General features: G+C 67.3%; 19 protein-coding genes. 8 read left to right on the forward strand and 11 right to left on the reverse strand.

Translation table 11 applies throughout. The features are described from left to right. Positions 1-135: 135 nt before the first annotated feature. The 8 genes from AC1RP5_RS23475 to AC1RP5_RS23510 form a co-directional block, all read right to left on the reverse strand. The gene (locus tag AC1RP5_RS23475; protein WP_493114728.1) at positions 136-3,189 is read right to left on the reverse strand and encodes a hypothetical protein; all 3,054 of its coding nucleotides are present in this window, start codon (positions 3,187-3,189) and stop codon (positions 136-138) included. A 619-nt stretch (positions 3,190-3,808) separates the two neighbouring features. After that, positions 3,809-4,633, reverse strand: a complete 825-nt coding sequence (locus tag AC1RP5_RS23480) for a DODA-type extradiol aromatic ring-opening family dioxygenase (RefSeq protein WP_493114729.1) — start codon at positions 4,631-4,633, stop codon at positions 3,809-3,811. Beyond that, on the reverse strand, positions 4,633-4,977 hold the full coding sequence (locus AC1RP5_RS23485) for a hypothetical protein (RefSeq protein WP_493114730.1): 345 nt from the start codon (positions 4,975-4,977) through the stop codon (positions 4,633-4,635). Before AC1RP5_RS23485 ends, AC1RP5_RS23480 begins: the two co-directional genes overlap by 1 nt. 22 nt (positions 4,978-4,999) lie before the next feature. Next, positions 5,000-5,776 (reverse strand): SDR family NAD(P)-dependent oxidoreductase, encoded by a 777-nt coding sequence (locus AC1RP5_RS23490; RefSeq protein ID WP_493114731.1) that lies wholly within the window; start codon positions 5,774-5,776, stop codon positions 5,000-5,002. A 239-nt stretch (positions 5,777-6,015) separates the two neighbouring features. Then, on the reverse strand, positions 6,016-6,501 hold the full coding sequence (locus tag AC1RP5_RS23495) for a GAF domain-containing protein (RefSeq protein ID WP_493114732.1): 486 nt from the start codon (positions 6,499-6,501) through the stop codon (positions 6,016-6,018). An 8-nt stretch (positions 6,502-6,509) separates the two neighbouring features. After that, positions 6,510-6,836, reverse strand: coding sequence for a carboxymuconolactone decarboxylase family protein (locus AC1RP5_RS23500; protein WP_493114733.1), 327 nt, complete (start codon positions 6,834-6,836; stop codon positions 6,510-6,512). A gap of 224 nt (positions 6,837-7,060) precedes the next feature. Then, on the reverse strand, positions 7,061-7,714 hold the full coding sequence (locus AC1RP5_RS23505) for a pyridoxine/pyridoxamine 5'-phosphate oxidase (RefSeq protein WP_493114734.1): 654 nt from the start codon (positions 7,712-7,714) through the stop codon (positions 7,061-7,063). Then, positions 7,707-8,495 (reverse strand): class I SAM-dependent methyltransferase, encoded by a 789-nt coding sequence (locus AC1RP5_RS23510; RefSeq protein ID WP_493114735.1) that lies wholly within the window; start codon positions 8,493-8,495, stop codon positions 7,707-7,709. The genes AC1RP5_RS23505 and AC1RP5_RS23510 overlap by 8 nt, the downstream gene beginning before the upstream one ends. Before the next feature lie 127 nt (positions 8,496-8,622). Between AC1RP5_RS23510 and AC1RP5_RS23515 the strand changes: the two genes are divergently transcribed. From AC1RP5_RS23515 to AC1RP5_RS23550, 8 genes are all read left to right on the forward strand, one after another. Beyond that, positions 8,623-9,495: a LysR substrate-binding domain-containing protein gene (locus AC1RP5_RS23515; protein ID WP_493114736.1), complete on the forward strand. Its 873-nt coding sequence runs from the start codon at positions 8,623-8,625 to the stop codon at positions 9,493-9,495. 63 nt (positions 9,496-9,558) lie between these two features. Then, positions 9,559-11,082, forward strand: a complete 1,524-nt coding sequence (locus AC1RP5_RS23520; protein ID WP_493114737.1) for an alpha/beta hydrolase domain-containing protein — start codon at positions 9,559-9,561, stop codon at positions 11,080-11,082. A 283-nt stretch (positions 11,083-11,365) separates the two neighbouring features. Then, positions 11,366-13,096 carry an autotransporter assembly complex protein TamA gene (locus AC1RP5_RS23525; protein WP_493114738.1) on the forward strand — a complete coding sequence of 577 codons (1,731 nt, stop codon included), beginning with the start codon at positions 11,366-11,368 and terminating at the stop codon, positions 13,094-13,096. After that, on the forward strand, positions 13,096-17,115 hold the full coding sequence (locus AC1RP5_RS23530; protein ID WP_493114739.1) for a translocation/assembly module TamB domain-containing protein: 4,020 nt from the start codon (positions 13,096-13,098) through the stop codon (positions 17,113-17,115). The genes AC1RP5_RS23525 and AC1RP5_RS23530 overlap by 1 nt, the downstream gene beginning before the upstream one ends. A 141-nt stretch (positions 17,116-17,256) precedes the next feature. Then, positions 17,257-17,931, forward strand: a complete 675-nt coding sequence (locus AC1RP5_RS23535; RefSeq protein ID WP_493114740.1) for an OmpA family protein — start codon at positions 17,257-17,259, stop codon at positions 17,929-17,931. 76 nt (positions 17,932-18,007) lie between these two features. After that, positions 18,008-18,595, forward strand: a complete 588-nt coding sequence (locus tag AC1RP5_RS23540) for a DedA family protein (protein ID WP_493114741.1) — start codon at positions 18,008-18,010, stop codon at positions 18,593-18,595. 127 nt (positions 18,596-18,722) lie between these two features. Next, positions 18,723-21,665, forward strand: coding sequence for a DUF4114 domain-containing protein (locus AC1RP5_RS23545; protein ID WP_493114742.1), 2,943 nt, complete (start codon positions 18,723-18,725; stop codon positions 21,663-21,665). A 35-nt stretch (positions 21,666-21,700) separates the two neighbouring features. Then, positions 21,701-22,069: a copper resistance protein CopC gene (locus tag AC1RP5_RS23550; protein ID WP_493114743.1), complete on the forward strand. Its 369-nt coding sequence runs from the start codon at positions 21,701-21,703 to the stop codon at positions 22,067-22,069. A 2-nt stretch (positions 22,070-22,071) separates the two neighbouring features. Here AC1RP5_RS23550 and AC1RP5_RS23555 read toward each other — a convergent pair whose 3' ends face one another. From AC1RP5_RS23555 to AC1RP5_RS23565, 3 genes are read right to left on the reverse strand one after another with little or no spacing between them, the layout of a single operon-like run. Beyond that, on the reverse strand, positions 22,072-22,740 hold the full coding sequence (locus tag AC1RP5_RS23555; RefSeq protein ID WP_493114744.1) for an AroM family protein: 669 nt from the start codon (positions 22,738-22,740) through the stop codon (positions 22,072-22,074). 3 nt (positions 22,741-22,743) lie between these two features. After that, positions 22,744-23,724 (reverse strand): ABC transporter ATP-binding protein, encoded by a 981-nt coding sequence (locus AC1RP5_RS23560; protein ID WP_493114745.1) that lies wholly within the window; start codon positions 23,722-23,724, stop codon positions 22,744-22,746. Continuing rightward, a complete protein-coding gene (locus tag AC1RP5_RS23565) occupies positions 23,724-24,770 on the reverse strand; it encodes an extracellular solute-binding protein (RefSeq protein WP_493114746.1) in 1,047 nt (348 codons plus the stop codon). The genes AC1RP5_RS23560 and AC1RP5_RS23565 overlap by 1 nt, the downstream gene beginning before the upstream one ends.

Below are 24,770 nucleotides of genomic sequence, written 5' to 3' on the forward strand. Positions count from 1 at the left end.
GACGCTCCAATTTACTAGCCATATAGTGCGAGCGATTGAACGGACCAGTTGTCTCCGGTTCGAACTTCGTCGCAACCGCCATATCGAAATCGAGAAAGAGCTGGCGACGTTTTTCAGGCTCGAAAACTCCCGGCATCATGGCCTCCGCTCTGGATGAACGACGGCTCGCTCGCCGCCGACGATTCGTTCAATCACACCGTTGCGCGCGCTGCCAGTGCCAACTGTAACGATGGTCACGTTACCTTTGTTCACATTCTCCTGTGCTCTGGCTGCGGCTTCAGGCGACAGGCGCCCGCTGGCTACTGCCTTGGGAAGGCTCTCCTCGATGTGCCTCAAGGCATCGTCGAGTGACTTTTCCGTCTGATGCGCCCGCCCACTCGGACTGATCGACGTATCCGCCCCGCGCCATTTGGAATCCCAGAAATGAATCTTGCCGTCACGATCGACCGAGATCACGTCCGGCCCTCGCTGCCCCGCCTTGCGGCCAAATTCGATGATCGTGTGATCCGGGAAATGCCGCGCGATGTCGTTGGCCAATCCGAGTTCTCCGCGCAGTCCCTTACGATGGCTCTCGTTGTCGGGTAGGTAATTTCGCCCTGCCGCCGGTTCCCCGACGCGAGGATCGAGCCGGACGCCGATGGCCGTGTCGATGCCGTCGGTGCCAGTGTATTTGTCCTTGCTAACCTGATGGCGCCTCTCGACCACCCAGCGGACGATATGATCGAATTCCTTGAAGTCGGGCTCTTCGGGCGGCGAGCTATTCGGGCTGGCTGCGATGGGATCGCTGGTGCCATCGCGGCGATCTTCTTTGACCGGCGGACGGCTCGAATAGATCGGCACGACATCGAAGTGCGTCGCGGCCTCCGCCAGCACGCGTTCCGCTGCCTCCGGACCGATCGCCTTCTCCAGCGCCGTGGCATCGATCGCCAGCATCTGCGGGCGATCCGAAGCGGCACCATCGCGGATGCGCACCGCTACAGGCGTGCGGTCCCACATGTTGCCGCCGAGGACGCTCTTCTCGATGACGCCGCTGGAATCTCCCGGCGGTTGGCGCAGACGCAAGCCATCGCCCAGATCGACCGTGGTGCCCTGGCTGTTCGTCGGTGTAAGCAGGACGGCAGCACCCGCCGCGACGCTCGCCACGGCAGCACCGGCCAGGCCGAGGGCTCTCGCTCCCAGCGCCAGCACGTCGCCGGCGATGGCCTTGGCGGTTGCGGCGCCGAGACCTCCAAGAGTAGCAGTGCCGGCGTTCGTCAGGTGTACGTCCCCGGACGGCGGCTCCGCTTCCCAGCTCGCCGTGTGCGCCCGGCCATTGGCCGGCTCCCATGTCTGCGTGAAGCGTGTGCCGTCGAAAGTGGTCGTCTGCGTGCCGACAACGATGCCTTGCGGATCGCGGATCGTGTCGATCTGAAACCAGGTCCGGCCGTCGGGGCTGGTCCGCCGGCTCTCGACGCGGTGCCCGTTGGGCAAAACCATCTCCGACGACACGCCTAACCGGTCGCGATCGATGCGGATGGTCGCCTCGGCCGGGCCACCCGGCGTCGGAATCTTGCCGGCCGTGACCTCTGCGCTGCCGTCCTCGTTGTGAACGATGCGGGGCTCTGCCCCATCGAGCACACCCTTAACCGCAAATTCAGAACTGCCCGGAGCCGACTTCGGTGGCGGCACAACCTCCCGGGGTACCTCGACTGGCTCTTGCAGCGGCGCAATTTCTGTATTGCTGTTCGCTTCAATCGGCTCACCGCCCGAGGTCCGGACGATATTCGGATCACCTTCGCCGCGCGGCAGCACGTCGCCCACCACGTCACCGACGAGGCCGCGAATGTCCGCCATCGTCGGCGGCCTGCCTTCGACCGCCTCGAATGCGCCCAAAAGCCTGTCGATCTGTTGCCGCGTGGCCCGGGCCTCCTCGCCGTTTGGATCGACGTTGGCAGCGTGCAGTCCCTCTCCCAGGAACAGGCGGCCGATGCGGTGGCGCTCGAAGGCTGGATCGGGTTTGCCCTCGGCGAGAGCCTGTTGGAGCTTGGTCAAGCGGTTGTAGTCGTTGTCGCCGAGCGATAGCCGGTATTGCGTGAGATCGATGCTGGTGAAGTCTGCCGGATTGTTCACCGCCTGATCGTCGAGCCTGTCGTAAAGGTCGCGGTCCGTGACGACGCGGCCGCCGTTCATGGCCGTCCGGTCGAGCGCCTCGCTCTGCTCCGGGCTCAACCCGTCGCGCAGTTCCGCCGGCATCGCCATCAGCGGCGCTCCTGGATTGGCGCCGAGCCAGTCGAGCGCGCGGGTGGCCGCGCGGCCCCGCGCCGCCTGCCACGCGCGGTCGGCGCGCGCCTGTTCGATGCTGGCCATCCTCGACACCTGCGTCCGCACCTCGGGCGAGGCGTCCGGCGGCGTCAGCGCGGAGGCACGCGCCTGGTAGTCGTCGAGGTCCGGGCGCCGCGCCGGATCGTCCGGCGTGTCGGCCAGGCCGCCGACGATCTCCGTCACGCGACGCTCCTCGCGCGCACGTTCTATCCGGCGCTCGACCGCCGCCTGCCGCTCCGGCTGGATCACGTCGCGCGCGTGATCGTAGAGCTTCGCCGCCCACTCGGGATCCTGAGCCAGCGCGGCCTCGACCGCGCCGGCATAGAGATCGCTGAGGCCTGTGCGCACCGCCGTGTCGGTCCGGACCGCGTCCCAGCCCTTGCGTTCGCCCTGGTAGCGCAGCTCGCCCACCGCCGTGCGGCCCAGCGTGCGCAGATGGGCCCGGTCCTGCCAGGACAGCGCCGCGTCACGCGCCAGGTCGGCGAGGCGCTCGGCCACGATGCGGTCGTCCAGCACCGACGTCGCCTGCGCCACGATCCGCCCCAGGTCGCCGCCGGCGCGGTCGAGGCGGCGGTCGATCAGCGGTTCGAGCATCGCCTTCTGGCGCGGGCCGACAGCCTGCGAGAGATACCGGTCCTTCAGCTCGGCCAGAAGCGGGATGGTCCCGGCGATGCCGGCCAGCGCCGCCTCGGGGTCGCGGCCCGCGAGACCCGTCGCCGGGTCGGTCACCAGCCCGCGCACCTCGCCCGCGAACCCGGTGTCGAGCTGCCGCGTGAACATCTCGTCGGCCTGCAGGCCCAGCGGATGGTCGTCCCCCAGGGCGTTGCGCGGCCATGACTCCGCGGCCGGCGCTGCCGAAGGCAGCTCCTCCTTCTCGATACTTGCCATGTTGGTCTCCGTTCAGCGGTTCCGACGCCCGGACATCCCGGTCATCGTCTGCTCGTCGGCTTGCGATTTCGGCGCGCTCGACCCGGTTGATGCGGCGGTCTGCCGTCAGGCCGCAGGTCAACCTTTCGGGGGATCGGTGCTCAATGGGCGCGACAAGGCATGCGGCCACAGGGGCGGCGACAACGAGGGGTAGACGGTGTCACCGCCACGGCCATCAAATGATCCCAAGGATATCTCTCCTGTGAGAAGCGAGCCCTCGAGTTACTGATGAACCGGACTTTGAATTTGCAAGCAGGTCGTTGGAACAGGCCTTGAAAAAAAGTTCGGCCATTTCGATGTAGCCGCAGCGCGGCAAAGCCTCGAACAGGCGCCCCGCGGAGGACGCGCCAGTGACTAGACCGGGCAAGCCGATCTCGCAGGCCGTCGAGCGTAGCGCTCAACGCACGCAGCACTCCAGCTTGGGCAAGCGCTCGGTAGGTCTCTATCCTGGCGCTGTCTTCGCCCGATCAATGCCTTCGGCCGGATCACCCAGCTTGAACTCGTCGAAGCTCTAGCGGGGGCGAGAGATATTAATCTCGACCTCCTCTCCCCCGATTGGGGAAGAGGTTGGATGAGGCGGTTACGCACATAGTTGGAAACTTCCGAGCGTACAGCTCACTGCGAAGATCGGGATCGGCTCGCAGAACTCGACCGTCCCCTTCGCGCCCCTTGCGGCCGCGGCTGCCGCGATGAAGGTGCGGATCTCAAAGCCGCCTTGGCCTGCCTCGCGATAAGTCTCGGCATCCGTATAGGAGAGCAGCGCCTCGCGGTCGTTGGCGGACCAGCGGCGCAGGAACTCCTGGTCCCACTCCTGGTTGATCTTCCCTGAGTCCGGCGTGGCCGGCCAATGCGAGAGGCCGCCGGTGCCGATCAGGGCGATCCGCTCGGGCACCGCATCGGCGGCGCGCCGCAGCGCCTCGCCGAAGGCCCAGGCGCGGGCCAACGGGGCGAGTGGCGGGCCCTGGCAGTTGATGTTGGCCGGGATGACCGGCAGGTCGTAATCGGGCGTCAGGAAGTGCAGCGGCACGGCGATGCCGTGGTCGAACTTCCATTCCTCGGCATATGCCACGTCGACCGACTGCATCACGTTCTCGATCAGCCTGCGCGACAGAGCCTTGTTGCCGGGCACGGTCGTCCGCCGGATGCGCAGGAACGCCTCGTCCTCGATCGGGCCCTCGTAGGAGTCGGCCATGCCGATCGCGAAAGCCGGCATATTGTTCATGAAGAAGTTGGCGAAATGCTCGGCCGCGATCACCACCAGCGCATCGGGCTTCGTGGCGCGGATGTCATCACCCATGCGGCGGAACGCGCTCTCCAGCGCCTGCCGTGTCTGGGTGTCGGCACGCTCGGCGCGGCCGGTCATGCCGGGGGCATGGCTGCAGGCACCGCAATAGACCAGGGGCATCAGCGCGTCTCCCGTTCGGCCTTCAGGTGCGCCTCGACGCCTTCGTAGCCGGTCGCGGCATAGACGCCCTCGCGCACCGGGCCGTGCTCGCGCAGTCCCTGCCGCATGCGTTCGAGATAGTCGGGCCATTCGATCCTGTGCATGGCCGCGAAGTGCATCAGGAGCTGGCCATTGACCCCCAGCACGTAGAGAAGCCCGATATCGGGCTTCACCAGTGCACCGATCTCCTCGGCCGTGAGCTCGTATTCGCCCAGGACCGCGTCCCGCTCCCCGTCATAGCGCTGCCGGGTCCGCGGATCGCGGTTCAGCTGATAGATCAGCTTCTGGACCTGGTAGAGGCTCATGGGGGCCCCGGAGAGGGTCTCTTTAGCCGCTGCTGCCGATGGTGACGCCGGCATCGGCGATGATGGTCTGACCGGTGATGAAGGCGCCGGCCTTGCCGGCCAGCATCACGGCGATGCCGCCAATGTCGTCCGGTTCGCCAATACGGCCAAGCGGCGCGCCCTTGAGGCGGACGGCGAGGTACTTCGGGTCATCCCACAGCGCCTTGGCGAAGTCGGTCTTCACCAGGCCCGGGGCGATCGTGTTCACGCGGATATTGTCCTTGCCGTACTCGACGGCGAGGTTGCGCGCGAGCTGCATGTCGGCGGCCTTGGAGATGCCGTAGGCGCCGATCACCGGGGTGCCGCGCACGCCGCCGATCGAGGAGACGATGATGATCGAGCCGTCCTTCTTGGCGCGCATGTCGGGCAGGCAGAAGTTGATCAGCCACATGCTCGACAGGATGTTGTTGTGCATCACCTTCATGAACACGTCGTCCGGCAGCTTCTCGTTCGGCCCGTAATAGGGGTTCGAGGCGGCGTTGCAGACCAGAATGTCGACTGGGCCGAGCTGCTTATTGGTCTGGGCGATCAGGTTCTCGCACTGCGCCTTGTCGGAGATGTTGCAGGGGATGACGACAGCCTCGCCGCCCGCCGCCTTGATCTCGGCAGCCGCCTCCTCACAGGCCGGCGCCTTGCGCGACGACACCACGACCTTGGCGCCCTGCAGCGCCAGGTGCATGGCGATCGACTTGCCGATGCCCTTGCTCGAGCCGGTGACGACGGCGACCTTGCCGGTAAGGTCGAAAAGCGGCGATCCCATTGAGCATTCCTCCAGAAGATTTCGGCTTCATGTGTCGCATGAAATCCGGAAAACAAAAAACGCGTTTAAATCAGACAGATCACATCAAGAAATAATAATAAATATCTGTAATTGAATGATATTTTATCAAAACTTAAACCACAAATTCATCTGGCCGCAGAGCAATATTACGCGGCTCCTCATGTTCACACAGAACTTGAGGTCTTCGCTCCAAACGACAAGCCAGATCGAAAAACGGGCTATGCGATCGAGTCGACGTAGATTTTGACGGCGCGTTCCAGACCGTCGCGGTCGTCGGCATCGAAACGGGCGACCTTCGGGCTGTCGAGGTCGAGCACGCCCAAAACTTCCCCGCCCCGCATCACCGGCACGACCAGCTCCGACTGGGAGGCGGCGTCGCAGGCGATGTGGCCGGGGAAGGCATGGACGTCCTCGACCAGCATCGACTGTCGGCGCGAGACGGCGGTGCCGCAGACGCCCTTGCCGACGGCGATCCGCACGCAGGCGGGCTTCCCCTGGAAGGGGCCGAGCACCAGCTCGCCCTCCTTCAGGAAGTAGAAGCCGGCCCAGTTGAGGTCCGGCATCGTCTGGAACAGCAGAGCCGAGGTGTTGGCCGCGTTGGCGATCGGGTCGCGCTCGCCGTGCAGCAAGGCATCGAGCTGGCGGCACAGTTCACGGTAGAATTCCGGCTTGTCGCCGGCCTCGATCGTCGCGGCCTCGAACATGGCTTCCCTTACTTCTTGTCGTCCTCCTCGAGGACGCCCTTGGCGACATTGGCGGCCGACAGCGCCGTCGGCCAGCCCGAATAGAAGGCCATGTGGGTGATCAGCTCGATCAGCTCTTCCTTGGTCACGCCATTGTTGATGGCGCGCACGAAATGGCCGGGCTGCTGCTCGGTGCGGTTCAGCGCCACGAGGGCGGCGCAGGTGATCAGGCTGCGGTCGCGCTTGGAGAGGCCGGGACGCTCCCAGACGTCGCCGAACAGGACATTGTCGGTGAGGTCGATCAGCTTCGGCACGAAGGAACGGAGCTGGTCGCGCGGGTTGACGGGCTTGGCCATGGTTTTCTCCTGTTGAAGGGTGGGACGCGGATCGGGCCGCTCAGAGCAGCCGTTCGTAGAAACCGCCGAACGTCCGCGCGCGAACGACGAGGTGGATGTCGAGGGTGCCGCTTTCTCCCGCCGGCGGTCGTTATATCTGTTTGAATATTACGACCGACTATAGCGGCTGAGCGCACAACGCAAACACCGAACTTTATTGGGAATTTCGCGGGACGCGCGCCGCCTCAGGGCCAGAGGCGTTCGCAGATCCAGCCTGTCTCCGTCTTGAGGTAGCACAGGCGGATGTGACGTCTTTGTGTATCGCCCTGCCAGAACTCGATGCGGGCCGGCGCGACGGCATAGACGGCCCAGTCCGGCGCGATGCGGTCGGGGTCCTGCTCGACGAGCCGCTGCTGCTGCGACAGCGCCTGCTGCAAGTCTTCGTCGCTCTCGAGAACGTCGCTCTGTCGTGCGAGCAGGGCCGCAACGCGGGCACCGACCGGTCTTGCGCGAAAATCGGCAGTCCCCGCTTCCACGCCCAGGTCGACGACGCTGCCGCTGATGCGGACCTGGCGACCAAGCGGCTGCCAATAGAAGGTGAGCGCCGCTCGCGGATGTGCCGCGATCTGCCTGCCCTTCGGACTGGTGCGCGTCGTCGCGAAATGCCAGCCCGCCTCGTCGAGGTTCTTCAGGATCAGCACCCGCGCCTCGGGATGGCCGCCGGCATCGATCGTCGAGAGCGTCATGGCGTGCGGTTCGTTGATGCCGGCATCGATGGCGGCGCCCAGCCAGTCGGCGAAGAGAGCGCGCGGATCGTCCGGTGCGACGGCGGGATCGAAAGCGGGAAACGGTCCGGGCAACGATTTCAGGGCGCGAAGCCTGTCCCTCAACTCAGACATCCTGGCGTCCTCCCCCAACGATCAGCCGCAGCGAGCCTTCCCACTCGGGCAGCGCGCGCAGGTGACCCCACTTCGCGTCCCAGCTTCCCGTCTGCAGATCCTCGCGCAGCTTCTCTTCGAAACGCGCCTCGATCGCGCGGTCGACGAAGCTCCAGGCCGAGTTCGCCAGGCGCGCGCCCGGATCGAGCAGGCGCTCCGGTCGGCCGTAATAGGCCTCGCTGAACCCATCGGTGCAATTGAGCGGAATGGGAATCGACCGCACCTCCGCCGCCCCGCCCATCGCGGCGGCGATCGCCGCCATCGAGGGATAGCGCCGTGCCTCCACCGCGATCATCTCGGGCGCATAGACATTGAGCCACGAGCGATGAAGCTCGGCCGGGTCGCAGGTCAGGACCAGCACCGGCCCGCGCGTGACGCGGCGCATCTCGACGAGACCGGCGCCGAGGTCGGGCCACTGGTGGACGGTGAAGGTCGCCATGCTGGCATCGAACGCCGCGTCCTCGAAGGGAAGCTTCGCCGCCACCGCGTCGATGGCCCGCGGCAGATGCGCCGGCCGCTGCGCGCGCATCGAGGCGGAGGGTTCGACGGCGGTGACCTCGCGATCGAGCGGCTCGTAGGAGCCCGCGCCCGCGCCGACGTTCAACACCCTGCGGGCGTCGCCCAGCGCGGCGCCGATAGCGGCCGCAATGCGCGGATCGGGCTGGCGGTAGTTCGTGTAGCCGGTGCCGATAGCGCCGTAGTTGGCGTCGCCCGCGCTGCCGTCGCCGTGTCTGCCGCTCATGAACGCCTCCGCTGCCCAGGTCGATTGTTCCTTTATCGATGGAACATCGCTCGCCCGGATGACAAAACAGCAATGGAGACGAGAAGAAAAACGATATGATCGAACAAGCCATGTTCACAAAAGTCACATGCGCCGCCTGCCCTCGCTGAACGCGCTGCGCGCCTTCGAGGCGGCCGGTCGGCTCGGCCGCATGACGCTCGCGGCCCAGGAACTGAACGTCACGCACAGCGCGATCAGCCGCCAGGTGCAGCAGCTCGAGGAAACGCTGGGCGTCGCCCTGTTCGAAGGACCGAAGAATGCGCTGCGACTGACCGAGGCCGGAACGCGCCTCCTGTCCGGCCTCGTCTCCGCGTTCGACCAGATGGACATGTCGGTGCGGCTCGTGGCCGACACCGAGGACGGCTCGCTCGATGTCTCCTGCGCGGGCACGTTCGCGATCCGCTGGCTCATTCCGCGCCTTCACCGCTTCCAGGCGGCGCATCCCAACATCGAGGTGAGGCTGACTTCGTCGTCGAAGCCCGTCGACTTCGCGCGCGACGGCGTCGATGTCGCGATCCGCGCCGGCGCTGGCCCGTGGCCGGACGGCAGCGACGTGGCGACGCTCTTCGAGGAAGCGGTCGGCCCCGTGCTCGCACCCTCGCTCGCGCGGACGACGACGCGCGAATTCGCGGGCATACAACGTCTTCATTCACGGACGCGTCTCTCGGCGTGGACGGACTGGTGTGCGCGAGCGGGCCGCGCGGCGGACCATGAGCCCGGCACCGAGTACGAGCATCTCTACTTCATGCTGGAAGCCGCCTCGGCCGGGCTCGGTGTCTGCGTGGCGCCCTGGCCGTTCGTCGCCGACGACATCGCCGCGGGACGGCTGGTGGCGCCGCGCGGCTTCGTGAGCAGCGGCAAGAGCTACGTCGCCCTGCGCCGCGCACGCCGTCACCGGAAGTCCTCGCTGTTCTGCGAATGGTTGCAGGACGAAGCACGGGGCTTCCCCGCCGCGCCCTGACAGCGGCCATCGCCGGGCGTAGGATCGGGGCAACAAGAACAGTCTCTCCCGGAGGAGAAACCCATGACCCGCATCGCCACGGCCCTATCGGTCGCCACTACCCTGTTGCTCGCCGCCGCGACGCCCGCCGCCGCCGAAGTCGTGCGACTCGAGATCACGTCTAAGACGCCCTACGGATCGTTCCGGCCGGGCGAGTACGTGTTATGGCGCGGCAAGCTGCACGGCGAGCTGGCGCCGACCGAGGCGATCCCCGACATCGACAAGGCCAAGCGCAACGCGCGCGGCAAGGTCGAGTATGTCTCCGAGATCATGCTGCTGATGCCGGCCGATCCGGCGAAGGGCAATGGCACCTTGCTGGTCGACGTGCCCAATCGCGGCCGCGTCTACGGCATCGCGCTCTACAACGGGCCGCGCAACGAGGCGTTCAACTCGGGCAACATCCAGCAGGGCACCGGCTTCCTGGAAGATCGCGGCTACGCGCTGGCCGAGGTGCAGTGGGAGCTGGGCACCGCCGTCACCCTGCCGAGCTTCGACGGTCCCGACGGCAAGCCGCGCTACGTCGAGGGCGTGGGCTTCGCCATCATGCGCGACGCGGCCGACTTCCTGGCGCGTCGTGCGAAGGATCAGGCGGGAACGCCCAATCCGCTCGCCGGCTCGATCGATCGCACAATCGGCACCGGCAAGTCGCAGAGCGGCCGCTTCCTGAAAACCTACCTACTCAACGGCTTTAACCAGATCGACGGGCGCCGCGTGATGGACGGGTTGCACCTGTTCGTCTCGGGCTCTGGCTTGCTGCCGATCCTGACCTCTTCGGCGGGACCGAAGTCGAGCGGCGATGCCTCGCCCTCCTTCGCCGATCCGGAATTCCGCGGCGTCCACGAAAGCCCGCTGACCATCGGCGAGATCGTTGCCACGGTCGAGAAGCGCGGCGAGATCGCGCCGAAGATCGTCATGGTGAGCAGCACGAGCGATTTCCTGTCGCTGCGCGCCTCGCTCGGCCGTACCGGCGCGGAGGGCACGCAGGAACAGGCGATCCCCGCCAATGTGCGCATGTACGACGTCGCCGGCGCCTCGCATGTGGTCCAGCCGCGCCTGCCCGACTGCAAGCTGCCGCCCGCGCATCTCGACTGGGCGCCGGTGTCGCGTGCGACGCTCGTGGCGCTCGATCGCTGGGTCGGCGCAAATGCAGCCCCGCCCGACAACAAATTGATGCCGCTGGAACCGACGACCGATACCGACGTGCTGGCCGCGCCCAAGCATCTTGCGAAGGCGGTGGTGCAGCGCCCCAAGCGCGACGCCGACGGCAACGTGATGGGCGGCGTGCGCCTGCCCGACATGGAAGCGCCGCTCGGTGTCCACGCCGCGCAGCAGGACCCGACCTCGTTCGGCTGCTCGCTCGCCGGCGCCTACCTCGCCTTCGCGCCCGAGAAGATCGCCGCGCTCTACAAGAGCCGCGACGACTACGTTCAGAAGATCCGGACCGCCGCGCGCAAGCTCCAGGCGGAACGGCTGCTGCTCGCCGAGGATGCCGCCGTCATCATCGACGCCGCGGCGTCGATTGCCTGGCCGCCGGCCGAGAAGAAATAGCGCTTCGATGGCCTTTGTCACGGCATGGACACAAGCGAATGGCGCGAACGTCCTTGCTTCCGGGAAGTTCCACACCGGCTCAAGATAAAGGCGCATCCCTTTTTGCCGCCACGCGTTGTATGGCTTGCGTGGCATGGTCCGTTTAACAAGAAGCGAGTTCCTGCGGTGGGCGCGCATATGCTGCCTCGTCTCGATGACGTGGGCCGGCATCGCGAGCCTCACGCCGCGCGTGGCTGAAGCGCGAACCGGCAAGGTCGTTCTCACGGTAACCGGAGACGAGCGAATGTCCGGCGACCTCAAGGAGCTGTCGGAGGATTTCGAGAAGCAGCAGCCGCTGACCGGCGACGCGCTGGGCGTCCTCCAGGGCGCACAGGCGGTGGCCTCGCGTCTCAATACCGCGTTGCGATCACGCGGCTTCTACGACGCGACCTTGACCGCCACGATCGACGGCAAACCGATCACCGATCCTTCCGCGCTCGAAGCCCTCGAATCCCGCCCCGACACCGACGCCACCAACGTCAACATCACAATCGACACCGGCACGCGCTATCGCATCGGGTCGGTGGCCATCCGGCCTCCGGGCACGCAGCAATCCCTGCCCGGAATCGACCGCGCGGAAATCGGCCTCGCGCCAGGCGATCCGGCCGACGCCACCGCCATCATCGCCGCGCAGAACAAGCTTTTGGACGAGTTGCGCAAGCAGGGCTACGCACTGGCCTCGATCAAGGACCGCGAGGTCGTCGTCGATCACGCCACGCGCGAGGCCGAGGTGACGTTCGTCGCCGAGCCCGGCCCGCTCGCCAAGATGGGCCCGGTGCGCTTCAGCGGCACCGAGAAGGTCGACACGGTCTGGCTGCAGCGCCGCGTGCCCTTCAAGGAGGGCGAGCCCTACACCCCCGCCAAGGTCGAGGATCTGCGCGGCAAGCTCACCTCGCTCGGCACGTTCAACTCGGTGCGCCTGAAGCCCGCCACAGAACTCAATGCCGAAGGCGAACTGCCGATCGAGGCAGAGCTGACCGACCGGCTGCAGCGCTCGATCGGCTTTGGCCTGAGCTACGAGACCCAACTCGGTTTCGGGGTCGAAGGATTCTGGGTCCATCGCAACCTGTTCGGCCAGGCCGAGAGCCTGCGACTGTCGGGCGAGATCAACCATATCGGCCAAGGCTACGCGATCCTCGACACTGGCTTTGCGTTCCGGGCTGCCTTCCGCAAGCCCGACTGGTGGCTGCCGGGACAGGATCTGCGACTGGAAGCGGCGGCGCTACGCGAAGTGGTCCCCGCCTATACGAGAAAGGCCGCCACCTTCTATGGCGGCTTCGACCGCACCTTCTCGCCCCAGTGGCAGGCCCGCGTCGGTTTCGCCGCCGAGATTGCCGACATCACCCGCAACGGCATCACCCAGAGCTATCGGATGCTCGGCCTGCAGGGCACGGTGCTCTATAATCGTGCCAACAGCGATCTCGACCCGACACGCGGCTATCGCATCGAATTCAACGTCCAGCCGTGGGTCGACACCGGACCGGGCGGCGACATGTTCACCATCCTGCGCCTGACAGGCCGTCACTACTGGGACATCGCCGAGCCTGGCCGCACCGTGCTGGCCACCCGCGCCTCGTTCGGCACGGAGCCCGCCATCAGCATCAGCGGCATCCCGCCCGACAAGCTGTTCTATGCCGGCGGCGGCGGCTCGGTGCGCGGCTTCGTCTACCAGACCGCCGGCCCGCTCGACGCCTATGGCAACCCGCTGGGCGGCGCGAGTGTGGTCGAGGCCAACATCGAACTGCGCCAGCGGATCGGCAAGGCGTTCGGCGCCGTGGCCTTCGTCGATGCCGGCAGCGCCTATCCTGATCTTTTGCCGAACTTCTCGCAGTTGCCGCCGAGGGTCGGCGCCGGCGTCGGCATCCGCTACTACACCGACTTCGGGCCAATCCGGGCCGATGTCGGCGTGCCGCTGAACCGCCGGCCGACCGATCCGCCGTTCGGCATCTATGTCAGCCTGGGGCAGGCCTTCTGATGCGCGCGCTCCGCATCACGGGCTACGTCTTCGTCGCGCTCGTCGCGGTACTCGGCCTCGCCTTCGCGGGCGTCCAGACCGCGCCGGGCAAGCGCTTCCTCGCCTCAATCGCTTCGGATCTCGCCTCTTCGCCCGACCAGAAGATCAGCATCAGCGGCATTGACGGCTTCGTGCCAACCGACCTGCGCGTGGCGAAGGTCGAGATCGCCGACCGCACCGGCCCGTGGCTGCAGGTCGAGGACGCGCATGTCGCCTGGTCGTTCGCCTCGCTGCTGCAGCGGCGCCTGCGCATCGAAATCGTGTCGGCGGCGAAGATCGGCGTGCTGCGCGCGCCGCAGCCGGCCGAGACCAAGGACACCAAGCCCGGCAGCAGCGGCGGCATCCAGCTCCCGTTCAGCATCGAGCTGCGGGCGCTGCGCATCGACGACCTTCATCTCGCCGCCGCGCTGGGCGGTTTCGACTCGCACTGGAAGATCGGCGGCGACGGCGCGGTTTCGAGCGACCTTGCCGAAATCCGCGGCAAGCTCGCCGCCGACCGCCTCGAAGGCCCCAAGGGCAAGCTGACCGCCGAAGTGCGGGTCGACCGCTCGCCGCGCCGGATCGCGGCCGACATCACGCTCGACGAGGATCCCGGCGGCATGGTCGCGGCCGCGATGCAGCGGCCCGACCTGCCCGACATTTCGCTGAAGCTGTCCGCACAGGGCGATGCGCGCGACGGCACGGCCGAGCTCATCGCCAGGGCCGGCGACCAGGCGACGGCCAAGGGCAACCTGCGCTGGCTGCCCGACGGCAACGACACCGGTTTCCAGTCGACGCTCGAAGCCGGACCGATCGATGTCCGCGCCCAGGGCGTCGCGTGGAAGGGCCTGCACCTCAAGGCCGACGGCAAGCTCACCGACAAGATCCGCGTGCAGGGCAGCGTCGAGGAGCTGAAGCTCGCGACGCTCGACCCGCGCCTGCCACAGCCCGGCACCGTCACGGTCGATGCCACCGTGGCCGGCCTCACCGGCGGCAAGATCACCGTGCAGTCGTTCGACGTCGGCATGCCGCTGGTGCGCGTGAAGGGCGACGGCGACTACCTGCCGGCCGATCAGAAAGGCGAAGTGCGCGCCACCGTCGACCTGCCGAGCCTCGAACCCTTCTCGGCGATGGCGGGCCAGGCCCTTACCGGCAAGGCGCAGGTCCAGCTCACGGCCGGCCTCGACAAGGGCAACCTCGCCGCCCGTTGGCAGGGCGGCATCGATCAGTTCGGCTCGCCCAGCGTGCCGCCGGGCCTGATCGCAACGGTGGCTCTTGCCGGCAACGCGACCCTGGCACCCGACGGCACCTGGACGATTCGCGACGTGAAAGTCGGCAGTGAGACCGGCACGCTCACGGTGTCGGGCCGCGGTCGCGAGCAAGCTGGCACGCTCGATCTCAATGTTGACCTGCCGCGCCTCGTCGCCTTCCACGCCGGCGTCGCAGGCGCGGCGACGGCACAGGCCACCGTCGGCTTCGGCGGCCCCGAGACCTCGCTGAAGCTCAAGGTCGAGACGCGCGATGTCGCCTACCAGCTCCCCGCCCAGACCGTTGCCTCGCGGCGTCTCGTGCTCGACACGACCGTGTCGCTGGCGGCCGACGGCAAGGTCGGCGGCACGGTGCAGGCCGAGGGCGACGTGCAGAACCAGCCGCTGACGCTCAACGGCCGCTTCGCGCACGACGCGACGACGGGCCTTTCGGTGCCGAACTTCCAGGGTCGCTGGTCGAGCGCCGTCCTCGATGTCGCCAACCTCGTCGTCGCCCAGACGCGCACCACGGGGCATGCGCGCCTCGCCATCACGCAGTTGAAGGACATCGAGGCACTGAAGGCGTTCGGCCTCGAAGGCTCGCTGGTGGCCGACGTCACGGCCGATCCCAATGCTCCCGCAGGCAGGCTCGACATCGCGGTCAAGGGCACCGATCTCGCGGGCCAGGGCGCGGGCGCCGGCACATTGGACCTCAGCGGCCATGTCGACGATCCGGCCGGCCGCGCCGCTGCCGACCTGACGCTGAACGCCACGCGCCTGCGCGGCGCCGGCGGTCTCGCGAGCCTGAAGGTGACGGCCAAGGGCGACCGCGCGACCGGCATCGACGTCACCCTGCAGGGCTCGGGCCCGCAACTCGCCGCCGATCTCGCCGCGAAGATCGAATTCGTGGCCGAGGAGATCCGCGTCGCGCTGTCGAAGTTCACCGGCCGCTATCTCGACATTCCGCTCGGCCTGACCGCGCCGACGAAGATTGCCGTCGCCGGCTCGCGCATCGTGATCGACCCGACCAACCTGCGCGTCGGCGCCGGCCGCATCGCGTTGCGCGGCGCCCTCGATCCGTCGGCGAGCGACCTGCAGATCGACATCGCCGGCCTGCCGCTCGCCATGATCGACAGCTTCGCCCCCGGCACCGGCCTCGAAGGCACCTTGCAGTCGAAGGTGCGCGCCACCGGTGCGATGGCGGCGCCCCGGCTGGAGGCGAGCTACACCGCGACCGGCGTCCGCGTGCGCCGCCCTGACACCGCGCTGGTCCCGTCGCTCTCCGTTCAGGGAACGGGCTCCCTCGTCGGACAGCAGGCCAGCCTCGACGCACGGCTGTCGGCCGGCGCCAACACCAACCTGACAGTGAAAGGCACGGCGACCCTGCCGCGCGGTGGCGGTGCTGTCGCTGCCCAGATCGCGCTGGGCGGCGCGGTCGACATCGCGCCCTTCGCGCCGTTGCTGGGCAACGACATCCGCAACATCACCGGTCGACTGCGCCCCAACCTCACTGTCAGCGTCGCGGGCCAGAAGATCACCGGCAGCGGCTCGGTCGATTTCGAGGGCGGCGCGGTGGCGATGCCGGAATCGGGCCTCAAGCTCAGCGGCGGCCAAGGCCGCTTCGTGCTCCAGGGCGATACCCTGCAGATCCAGCGCCTCACCTTCCAGGCCGGCACCGGCACCCTGAACGGCAGCGGCTCGGTGCGCTTCGACGAGCGCGGCGCGGTGTTCGACATCGGCCTCGCCGCCCAGCGCGCGCTGCTGGTCAGCCGGCCCGACCTGGTCGCCACTGTCAGCAGCGCGCTCAAGATCACCGGCTCGACCTCGTCGGGCATCGAGATCTCGGGACCCGTCACCATCGACCGCGCCGAGATCTCGGTGGGCGGCGGCCAGACCGCCTCGTTCCCCACCATCGACGTGCGCGAGATCAACAAGCCCGGCGCCGCCGTTGCCGCCACCCAGCCGACGCCCGCGAAGAAGACCACTAAAAAGGCGCCGCCCCCGCCGACGGCGACACCGATCAAGCTGGCGCTGGACGTGCGCGCCCCGCAGGCGATCTTCGTGCGCGGCCGCGGCCTCGATGCGGAGATGAGCGGCCAGCTCACGGTCAGCGGCACGCCGGCGGCCCCGGCGGTGATCGGCGGCTTCACCATGCGGCGCGGCACTTTCAGCCTGGGCAGCCGCCGCCTGACCTTCACCAAAGGCATCGTCAGCCTCGACAATCTTGACGCGATCGACCCGCGACTCGACTTCCTGGCCTCGGTGCCGGCGCAATCTGCCACCGTCAGCATCGCCATCACCGGCACCGCCCGCGATCCCAAGATCGAGATCACCTCCAGCCCCTCGATGCCGTCCGACGAGGCGATGGCGCTGCTGATCTTCGGCAAGCCCGCCTCGCAGCTCGGCGCCTCGGAACTGCTCGAGGTGGCGCAGGTCATGGCCGAGCTGGCCGGCCAGTCGCCCGGCGAGGGCGTGCTGGGCCGCCTGCGCAAGGGGCTGGGCCTCGACCAGTTGAGCGTCGGCACATCGGGCTCCAAGGGCACGGAGCCGACCGGCTCCAGCGCCAACGGCGTCTCCCTGGAGGCCGGCCGGTATGTGGCGCCGGGCGTCTATGTCGGTGCCCGCCAGGGGGCGGCCGGCAACTCCAGCCGGGGCGTCGTGCAGCTCGACGTGTTCGACAACATCAAGGTCGAGGGCGATATCGGCGCCAACTCGAACGGCCGGGTCGGCGTCAAGGCCGAGTGGGACTACTGATCCGGGGCCCAATTAGTGGGGTATCTGGACGGTACAAAGTTTCTTTATGCACGCTAGCGGAACTTCTGGCCGGCTACCTCGTTAAAGCCATCGGACGAACCCGCCGTGGGTTCAGATCCAAAAATCGAGGGAAACCATTCCATGCTGAAGAAACTCCTGGTCGTCGCCGCGGCGACATTCCTTTTGGGCGCTTGCGCGTCGGAGCCCGCTCCGCCGCCTCCTCCCCCGCCGCCGCCGCCGGTCCAGGCGCAGACCTTTATGGTCTTCTTCGATTGGGACCGTTCCAACCTGACCAGCCAGGCCGTCGACACGGTCCGCCAGGCTGCGCAGGCCTACAAGACCCGCGGCGCCGCCAACATCGTCGCCACCGGCCACACCGACACGTCGGGCTCGCCGCAGTACAACATGGCGCTGTCGCTGCGCCGCGCGAACTCGGTCAAGGAACAGCTCGTCCGCGAGGGCGTGCCGGCCACCGCCATCACGGTCAACGGCCGTGGCGAGGAAGGCCTGCTCGTGCAGACCGGCGACAACGTCCGTGAGCCGCAGAACCGCCGCGTCGAGATCGTCGTCGGTGGCCAGACCACGGTGAGCACCGTGTTCTCGGATCCGCGCTCCTACTGTAAGGCGCTGAGCGACAAGTGGCGCCAGTATCGTACCTCGCAGGTCGGCACGCCTGAGGCCGCCGCCATCGCGAAGTGCGAAGCGGGCGACTACGCCGCTGGCATCCCGACCCTCGAGGACGCCCTGATCGATGCGAAGATCCCGCTGCCGGCTCCTGGCTATCGCTGGCCCGGCCGCCCGGTCGGCCCGACCTAAGACCTAAACACCTACGCCCAAACACGACAGAAGGCGGCCCCTCGCGGGGCCGCCTTTTTCGTTGTAGGCAGGGCCGATGTTCGCCGGCGACCTTGCGTCCTTCCTCGATTTCATCCGCCAGCACGGCGATGCGGCCTACGCTTTCCTCACCGTCTATTCGATGGCCAACAGCCTCCTGCTGGCGATCTTCGCGGGCTATGCCGCGCATGCCGGCGCGCTAGGCTACGAGCAGGCGCTGGCGGGCTGCTGGGCCGGCACCTTTGCCGGCGACGTGGTGCGCTTCTGGGTCGGCCGCCGCTTCGGCACACGCTGGCTGCGCGGCATCCCGCGCCTGCAGCGCGCCGTCGAGACGGCCGCACGGCTGGCGGACCGCCACCATGTCTGGATGATCCTGATCCACCGCTACCCGCGGATCATCCGCAACGTCGCGGGCTTCGCCTACGGTGCCTCGACCCTGCGCTGGCCGCGCTTCCTGTTGCTGAATTTCATCGCCTCGGGCCTGTGGGCCAGCCTCGCCGTCTCGACCGGCTACGGCTTCGGCTATGTATCGGACCAGACGATGAGCGACGCGCTGTCGACGTTCGGCATCGTCATGCTGGTGGCCTTCCTGGCGCTTGCCTGGTTCCTGACGCGCCGGCTGGAACGCGTGATGGAGCGCAACTAGGCGCGCAGGCTTCGCCGTCATACGCCGTACGGAACACGCAATTGCCGTGCGCCAGCGCCGCATATTGCCGGCACGTCGGCTCCTGTTATGTTGACGGCCAGCCCCCTTCAAACATGTGCCGGATGCAATGGCCGACTATGTAGAACTGGCGAATTCGACTTACCTCGATTTCGCGAGCTGGCGCACCAACGCCGACGCGCCGACCGGCGGCACGCCGTTGCCGACCTTCTCGTTCAACGTGGCGCTGGTTCTCGAGCGCGCGAACGATCCGACGGATCTGCTGGCGTCCAACTGGGCGACGCGACAGGCGGCCCTCGCCGACCAGGCGACGATCTGGTCGACCTACGGCGCCGATCCGACGGCCTATTCGAACGTCCTGACCGCCCTCGCCGATCTCCACATCACGACGTACGACACGAACGGGCCCGCCAACGCACAATACGTCTCTTCGCCCGAATCGCGGACCATCTGGGTCAACGTCAACCAGGACAATTTCACGACGCTGTTCGGCCCCGGCGCAACGCTGATGACGGTCGAGGTGGCGGCGCCTGCCCCGGGCACCGGAACGCAAACCGTCCGTTACTGGAGCGGCAATCTCTCCCTGCCGACGGAACTGGCGGACAACGGCGTCACCGGCCTGTGGTTCGATTCCGGTGATTTCGGTCCGTATCCGGATTACAGCGCGCCGTCGACGCCGGGCGTCACCCTGCCTCAGGGCTGGCAGAGCCCTGGCAATGCCGCGGGCACGGCAACAGTCGACGCCCGTCCGCAGACGATTGCGCAGGACTACTACAATTTTCCCTTCACGGGCTCTCTCTGGGATCCGACCTCGCCGGACGCGGTGGCGACCGGCGCCATCGGGCTGGTCGAGCCCGGTGTCGGCACCGCCCTTCTCAACGATCCGAACGGCAACGGCTTCCTGGCCGCAATCAACACCTACCGCGCCTCGATCGGCCTCTCGCCCTTGACCGCCGACCAGGTCATCGCGATCGCGAGCGGCGGCCAGGAATATCCGAACACGACGCCCCCGGCCTTCAACCCGGCCGGCGAGCGCTCGCTGGACGTCGGCATCGTGACGGCCATTAACCCGATGAGCACGCTGATCACCTACGCAGGCTCCGGCATCGACAACCACGCGCAACGCAACGCCTATACGGCCTACCAGTCGGCCTTCTGGGACACGGTCAACAATCCCGCAGTCATCACCTCGTCGTTCAACTACACATCGCTGTCGGCACCCGGTTCTCCGTTCCTGATCGCGTCGAACGGGCTCTACGTCGACGCCGCGCTGCGCAACATCTCGGTGTTCAACGATGCGGGCGATGGCGGCTCGGGCGACATGTTCGGCAACGGCCTGCCCAATGCCAGTTCCACCCACAACAGCCAGTACGTCGTCACCGTCGGCGGCACCTCCGTCAGCACGGTCGCGGCCGCGCAGGCCGACAGCACGCTGAACGGCATCGTCAGCAACGCGTTGGCAGGCAATCTCCCGACGCTGTGGCAGCTCATTGCCGGTGGATTGACGCAGTTGCCCGCCGCCGGCAGCGCGGACCTGCTCGTCGAGACGGTGTGGAACCACTACTACGTCGACGGCACCTCGATCGCCAATCCTGCAGGCACCGGCTTCGTCCACAACAACACCGGGGCGAGCGGCGTCGATACCAGCCAGCTGCCGCCCGGCTACCAGGTCGATTACGGCCTCAACCCGACGACGTCCGACCCCTCGCAAACGCCGGGCCGCGGCATCCCCGACGTGTCGGCCAACGCCGGCGGCAACATGCTGTACATCGTGCCGAACCCGGACATGACGTCGAACCAGCACGACGACGGCACCAGCGCCGCGACGCCGCTATGGGCCTCTCTCGCCACGCAGATCAACGCCATCTTCGCCGATCAGGGCCTGCCCAACCTGGGTTACATGAACGATCTGCTCTACACCGCCGCAGCGATCGCGCCGGCCTCGTTCAACGACATCACGATCGGCAACAGCACCTCGTCTTTCCTCTACGGCGGCAACTACACCAGCGACGGTGTCGACATCACGCCGACCGGCTACGGCTATTCGGCCGGGCCGGGCTACGATCTGGTGACGGGACTGGGCACGCCCAACGGCGTTCTGCTGGCCCGCGCCCTCACCTGGATCGCCCATTCGCAGGTCTATTTCGAGAACTCCAACTACGGCACCGCCGTGCCTGACGTCATCGATTCCAACGGTGCCGGCTGGACCAGCGGCACGGCGCAGACCCTGCTGCTGCAAACCACGGCGACGGCGGATGCGACGGTGACCGTGACCACCGGCACCGATTCGACCGACGCCAGCAGCGTGGCCCATGCAGCCTTTGCCTGGACCAGCCAGCTCGCACAGCAGTCGCTGCAGGAGGATTTCGACTCCGCCCTGCTGGCCCTGTTCGATGGCCAGACGCAGGGAACGTTGACGCAGGCGATCGTCGCAGACGGCGACAGCCTGTCGGTCACGTTCAACGGCAGCGGCACGGTCGCCGCGCAGGCCAGTCTCAGCGCCGCGTTCGGCTTTGCGGATTTCTATGCCGACAGCGGCAACTCGGTGCGTCTCGCCCAATCGGTCGCGGTCGCGGAAACCGCCAACCACGCCGACGACGTGAACGTCGTGGTGCGCATGCGCCAGGTCGCGGGCGCCGACCTTTCGCTGATGCTCTACAAGGTCGACGACTATAACGGCACCATCAACGGCGTGGCGCCCGACCAGGCGGGCTACGCCGCCCTCGCCGCGGGCCGCGCCTACAACGTACAGGGCGGCGGCACGACGATCGCCGGCCCCGGCGACGGCAATGCCGGGCAGGCGCAGATCACCGGCGTCGATGCCGGCGACCTGATCGCCATGCAGCTCACCAACGTCACCAACAACGACACCTTCTGGGCCTTCAGCCAGGCCAACGAAGTGGTGAACGGCGAGCACGTCGCGCATCTCTGGAACTACGGCGCCAACACCTGGGGCTGGGAAGATCTGCGCGGCGGCGGCGACCGCGACTACAACGACCTCGTCGTTCAGCTCGACTTCACCAGCGCGTCGGGACACGGCTGGCTCGTCTAGCCATGCAAGCGTCGCCGTGCGAAGAAGCGTGGACGATGATCACGCGGCGACAATCCATTTTTGCATGCAGCTTGGCCGGCCTGCTTGGGGCCACGGGCTCCGCGGAGGCCCAGGAACTTCGGGTACTCGACTCCGCGCCCAAGGCGGATGCGGTGGTCGGCGGGCGCAGCAGCGCCTTCTATGTCCGCTTCAACCGCCCGGTCGACCACGAGGATTCCCGCCTCGCCATCAAGCGCGACGGCAAGATCGTCGAAGTGCTGCATCCGCGGCTGGAATCGACCCCCGACGTGCTGTTCGCCCGCGCACCCACGCTGCAGCCGGGCCGCTACAGCCTGCACTGGCTGGTCGGCGGCCAACCGCAGTTTGACGGCGAGATTCCCTTTACCGTCGGTGACGGCAACTAGGGTCAGTCGAGCAACTCGCGCAGGACGCGGCCGGTGGCGGTGATCGCCAGCAGGGTCGGCACCTTCACTTCGGATTTCACGGCCGCCTTGGTCGCGGGCCCGTAGCTCATGCAGTCAAGCGCCACGAGGTCTGGCTTCGTCGACGCCAGCTTGCGTGCGACCTCCGCCGCCTCTTCCGGCCCGACGCTCGGCACCAGCGCCTCGACCGTGACGGCGACGCCGCTGCGCGCCCACTTGGTCGCGAGCTTCTCACCCTGCTCGGCGAACGGCACCAGCAGGCCGAGCCGGCCGCGCGGCAGCAGACCCTCGGCGATGCCGCTCAGTACCCGCGACGGAAAGAGCACGCCGGCATCGCCTTCCATCGGCGGGAATTCGCCGGTGCAGGCATAGACGATGGCGTCGCAGCCGTCAGCGCGCAGCTTGGCCAGCGTCTCGGGCGAGCGCGCGATCACCGCCTGCTTGGAGATCTTCACATCGCGGCCGCCGCGCAGGCGTGTGTAGAGCGTGTCGGCACCGCTGATCGGCGGCACGGCATCGACCTCGGCATCGGTCAGGCCGTCGAGCGCACCGCGCAGGATCACTTTGGTGCCGGCCGGCGCCTGGGCAGCAAACAACTCGACGATGTCGTCGCGCGGCGCCTGGCCAATGGTGACAATTCCCAAGGTGCTCACGGTTCAGCCCTCCAGCGTGACGGCGTCGGTGTCGTTCCAGGCAAGTCCCACCACATCGCCCGGCATCCTCGAGGCGCGTTCGCCGGCATGCGTCTCGCGCACCAGCATCGAGGGACCGGCGGCGGGCTGCACCCGCAACAGCGTCGAGCCGCCAAGATAGTTGGCCGTCTCGACCGTCCCGGCCAGGCGCGCGCCGTCGGTGGCGACCAGCCGGATCTTCTCCGGGCGCAGAGCGCGCGGGCGGCCGCCCTCCTCCAGAATGTTGATCTCGCCGATGAAGTCCGCGACGAAGCGCGTGCGCGGCCGCTCGTAGATCTCGGTCGGCGTGCCGACCTGCTCGACCTTGCCGCCGTTCATCACGGCGATGCGGTCGCTCATGGCCAGCGCCTCTTCCTGGTCATGCGTCACGAAAACGAGCGTGACGCCCAGTCGCTTCTGCAGTTCCTTCAGCTCGAACTGCATCTGCTGGCGCAGCTTGCGGTCGAGCGCGCCCAGCGGCTCATCGCAGAGCAGCACCGGCGGCTCGACGACCAGCGCGCGGGCGAGCGCCACGCGCTGCTGCTGGCCGCCCGAAAGCTGGCCGGGCTTGCGGGTCTCGAAGCCGGTCAGCGCCACCTGCGCCAGCGCCGCCGCGACCCGCCGCTCGATCTCTGGCTTCGGCACGTCGCGCATGCGCAGGCCAAAGGCCACGTTCTCGGCCACCGTGCGATGCGGGAACAGCGCATAGGACTGGAACACCATGCCCATGTCGCGCTTGTGCACCGGCAGATCGGTGATGTCCTTGCCGCCGACATGGACGCGACCCGAGTCGGGATGCTCGAAGCCCGCGATCATGCGCAGGCTCGTCGTCTTGCCGCAGCCCGACGGGCCCAGCAGCGAGAAGAATTCGCCGGCGGCGATGTCGAGCGTGACCGCGTCGACGGCCATCACGCGGCCGTCGAACGTCTTGGTTACCTGGTCGAGCTTGATGGCAGCGGAAGTCATTAGCCCTTCAGGATCTTGGTGACGCGGGCGTCGATGTCTTCGCGGCGCGCATTGTACCATTTCCAGTCGGGCTGGATCAGCGTCGCGACCTTCTCCGGCGTGGTGAGCAGCTTCGCGTCGTACTTGGCGTCGAGCTTCACCTTCTTGTTGGCCGGCGAATACCACACCGCCTCGGCCAGCAGCTTCTGCACATCGGGCCGCAGCATGTAGTCGATGTAGGCAAAGGCCAATTCCTTGACCTTGGAGCCCGGCGTGACGTTCAACACCTGCTCCAGCGCCAGCACGCCCTCGGAGGGGCTGGCGAAGTCGACGGGCTGCGCATTCGGACCCTCATAGCGATAGACGCCCGAATCATGGATGACGCCCATCGACACTTCGGCCGACAGCAGCATCTTTTCCATCTGGCCGGTGAAATCGACCAGCTTGATCGGCTTCAGCGCCTCGAGCGCCTTGTAGGCGGCGTCGAGATCGGTAAGACCCTTGCCGTAGACCTTGCCCAGCATCATCAGGTGCGCCTGCCCGAGGCTGTTCACCGGGATGAGATAGCCGCCGCGCGAACCCGCCAACTTGGGATCGGCAAGGTCCTTCCACGAAGTCGGCTTGGTCAGGCCCTTGTCGGTGCGGTAACCGAGGCCGATCGCGCTGGTGAAGATCGTGACGCCCACGATCTTGTCGCTGACCGCATACGGATAGACGTCGGCAATGTTGGGCACTTCCTTGGTCGTGATCTTGTCGATCACCAGTCCGTCAGTGAGGGCGTTCCACTGCTCGTTCGAGTTGGCGTGCAGCACGTCGTAGATCGGATCGCTCTTGGAGCTGACCTGCAGCTTGGGCAGGAACGGGAAGGCCTGGTCGGCCGACACCGTGCACTTGAACTCCTTCTCGAAGGCCGGCAGCACCGTGGCCTTCATCACATCCCCCCACTTGCCGCCCCAGGTCGTGATCTTGAGCGTCTTGGTCTGGGCATGAAGAAGCGACGGCGCGCCGACCGTGGCCAGGGCCGCGAGGCCAGCACCGCTACGCAACGCTTTGCGACGTGAAATCAT

It is taken from the genome of Reyranella sp. GW821-FHT12G01 (genome assembly GCF_058806575.1).

Bases quoted from the DNA above. Each gene is read 5' to 3' on its own strand.
- AC1RP5_RS23520 (WP_493114737.1), top strand. From the start codon at position 9,559: ATGACCCGCATCGCCACGGCCCTATCGGTCGCCACTACCCTGTTGCTC.
- AC1RP5_RS23545 (WP_493114742.1), top strand. From the start codon at position 18,723: ATGGCCGACTATGTAGAACTGGCGAATTCGACTTACCTCGATTTCGCG.
- AC1RP5_RS23505 (WP_493114734.1), bottom strand. From the start codon at position 7,714: ATGTCTGAGTTGAGGGACAGGCTTCGCGCCCTGAAATCGTTGCCCGGA.
- AC1RP5_RS23550 (WP_493114743.1), top strand. From the start codon at position 21,701: ATGATCACGCGGCGACAATCCATTTTTGCATGCAGCTTGGCCGGCCTG.
- AC1RP5_RS23490 (WP_493114731.1), bottom strand. From the start codon at position 5,776: ATGGGATCGCCGCTTTTCGACCTTACCGGCAAGGTCGCCGTCGTCACC.
- AC1RP5_RS23530 (WP_493114739.1), top strand. From the start codon at position 13,096: ATGCGCGCGCTCCGCATCACGGGCTACGTCTTCGTCGCGCTCGTCGCG.
- AC1RP5_RS23560 (WP_493114745.1), bottom strand. From the start codon at position 23,724: ATGACTTCCGCTGCCATCAAGCTCGACCAGGTAACCAAGACGTTCGAC.
- AC1RP5_RS23565 (WP_493114746.1), bottom strand. From the start codon at position 24,770: ATGATTTCACGTCGCAAAGCGTTGCGTAGCGGTGCTGGCCTCGCGGCC.
- AC1RP5_RS23500 (WP_493114733.1), bottom strand. From the start codon at position 6,836: ATGGCCAAGCCCGTCAACCCGCGCGACCAGCTCCGTTCCTTCGTGCCG.
- AC1RP5_RS23535 (WP_493114740.1), top strand. From the start codon at position 17,257: ATGCTGAAGAAACTCCTGGTCGTCGCCGCGGCGACATTCCTTTTGGGC.
- AC1RP5_RS23480 (WP_493114729.1), bottom strand. From the start codon at position 4,633: ATGCCCCTGGTCTATTGCGGTGCCTGCAGCCATGCCCCCGGCATGACC.
- AC1RP5_RS23495 (WP_493114732.1), bottom strand. From the start codon at position 6,501: ATGTTCGAGGCCGCGACGATCGAGGCCGGCGACAAGCCGGAATTCTAC.
- AC1RP5_RS23475 (WP_493114728.1), bottom strand. From the start codon at position 3,189: ATGGCAAGTATCGAGAAGGAGGAGCTGCCTTCGGCAGCGCCGGCCGCG.
- AC1RP5_RS23485 (WP_493114730.1), bottom strand. From the start codon at position 4,977: ATGAGCCTCTACCAGGTCCAGAAGCTGATCTATCAGCTGAACCGCGAT.
- AC1RP5_RS23525 (WP_493114738.1), top strand. From the start codon at position 11,366: ATGTCCGGCGACCTCAAGGAGCTGTCGGAGGATTTCGAGAAGCAGCAG.
- AC1RP5_RS23510 (WP_493114735.1), bottom strand. From the start codon at position 8,495: ATGAGCGGCAGACACGGCGACGGCAGCGCGGGCGACGCCAACTACGGC.
- AC1RP5_RS23540 (WP_493114741.1), top strand. From the start codon at position 18,008: ATGTTCGCCGGCGACCTTGCGTCCTTCCTCGATTTCATCCGCCAGCAC.
- AC1RP5_RS23515 (WP_493114736.1), top strand. From the start codon at position 8,623: ATGCGCCGCCTGCCCTCGCTGAACGCGCTGCGCGCCTTCGAGGCGGCC.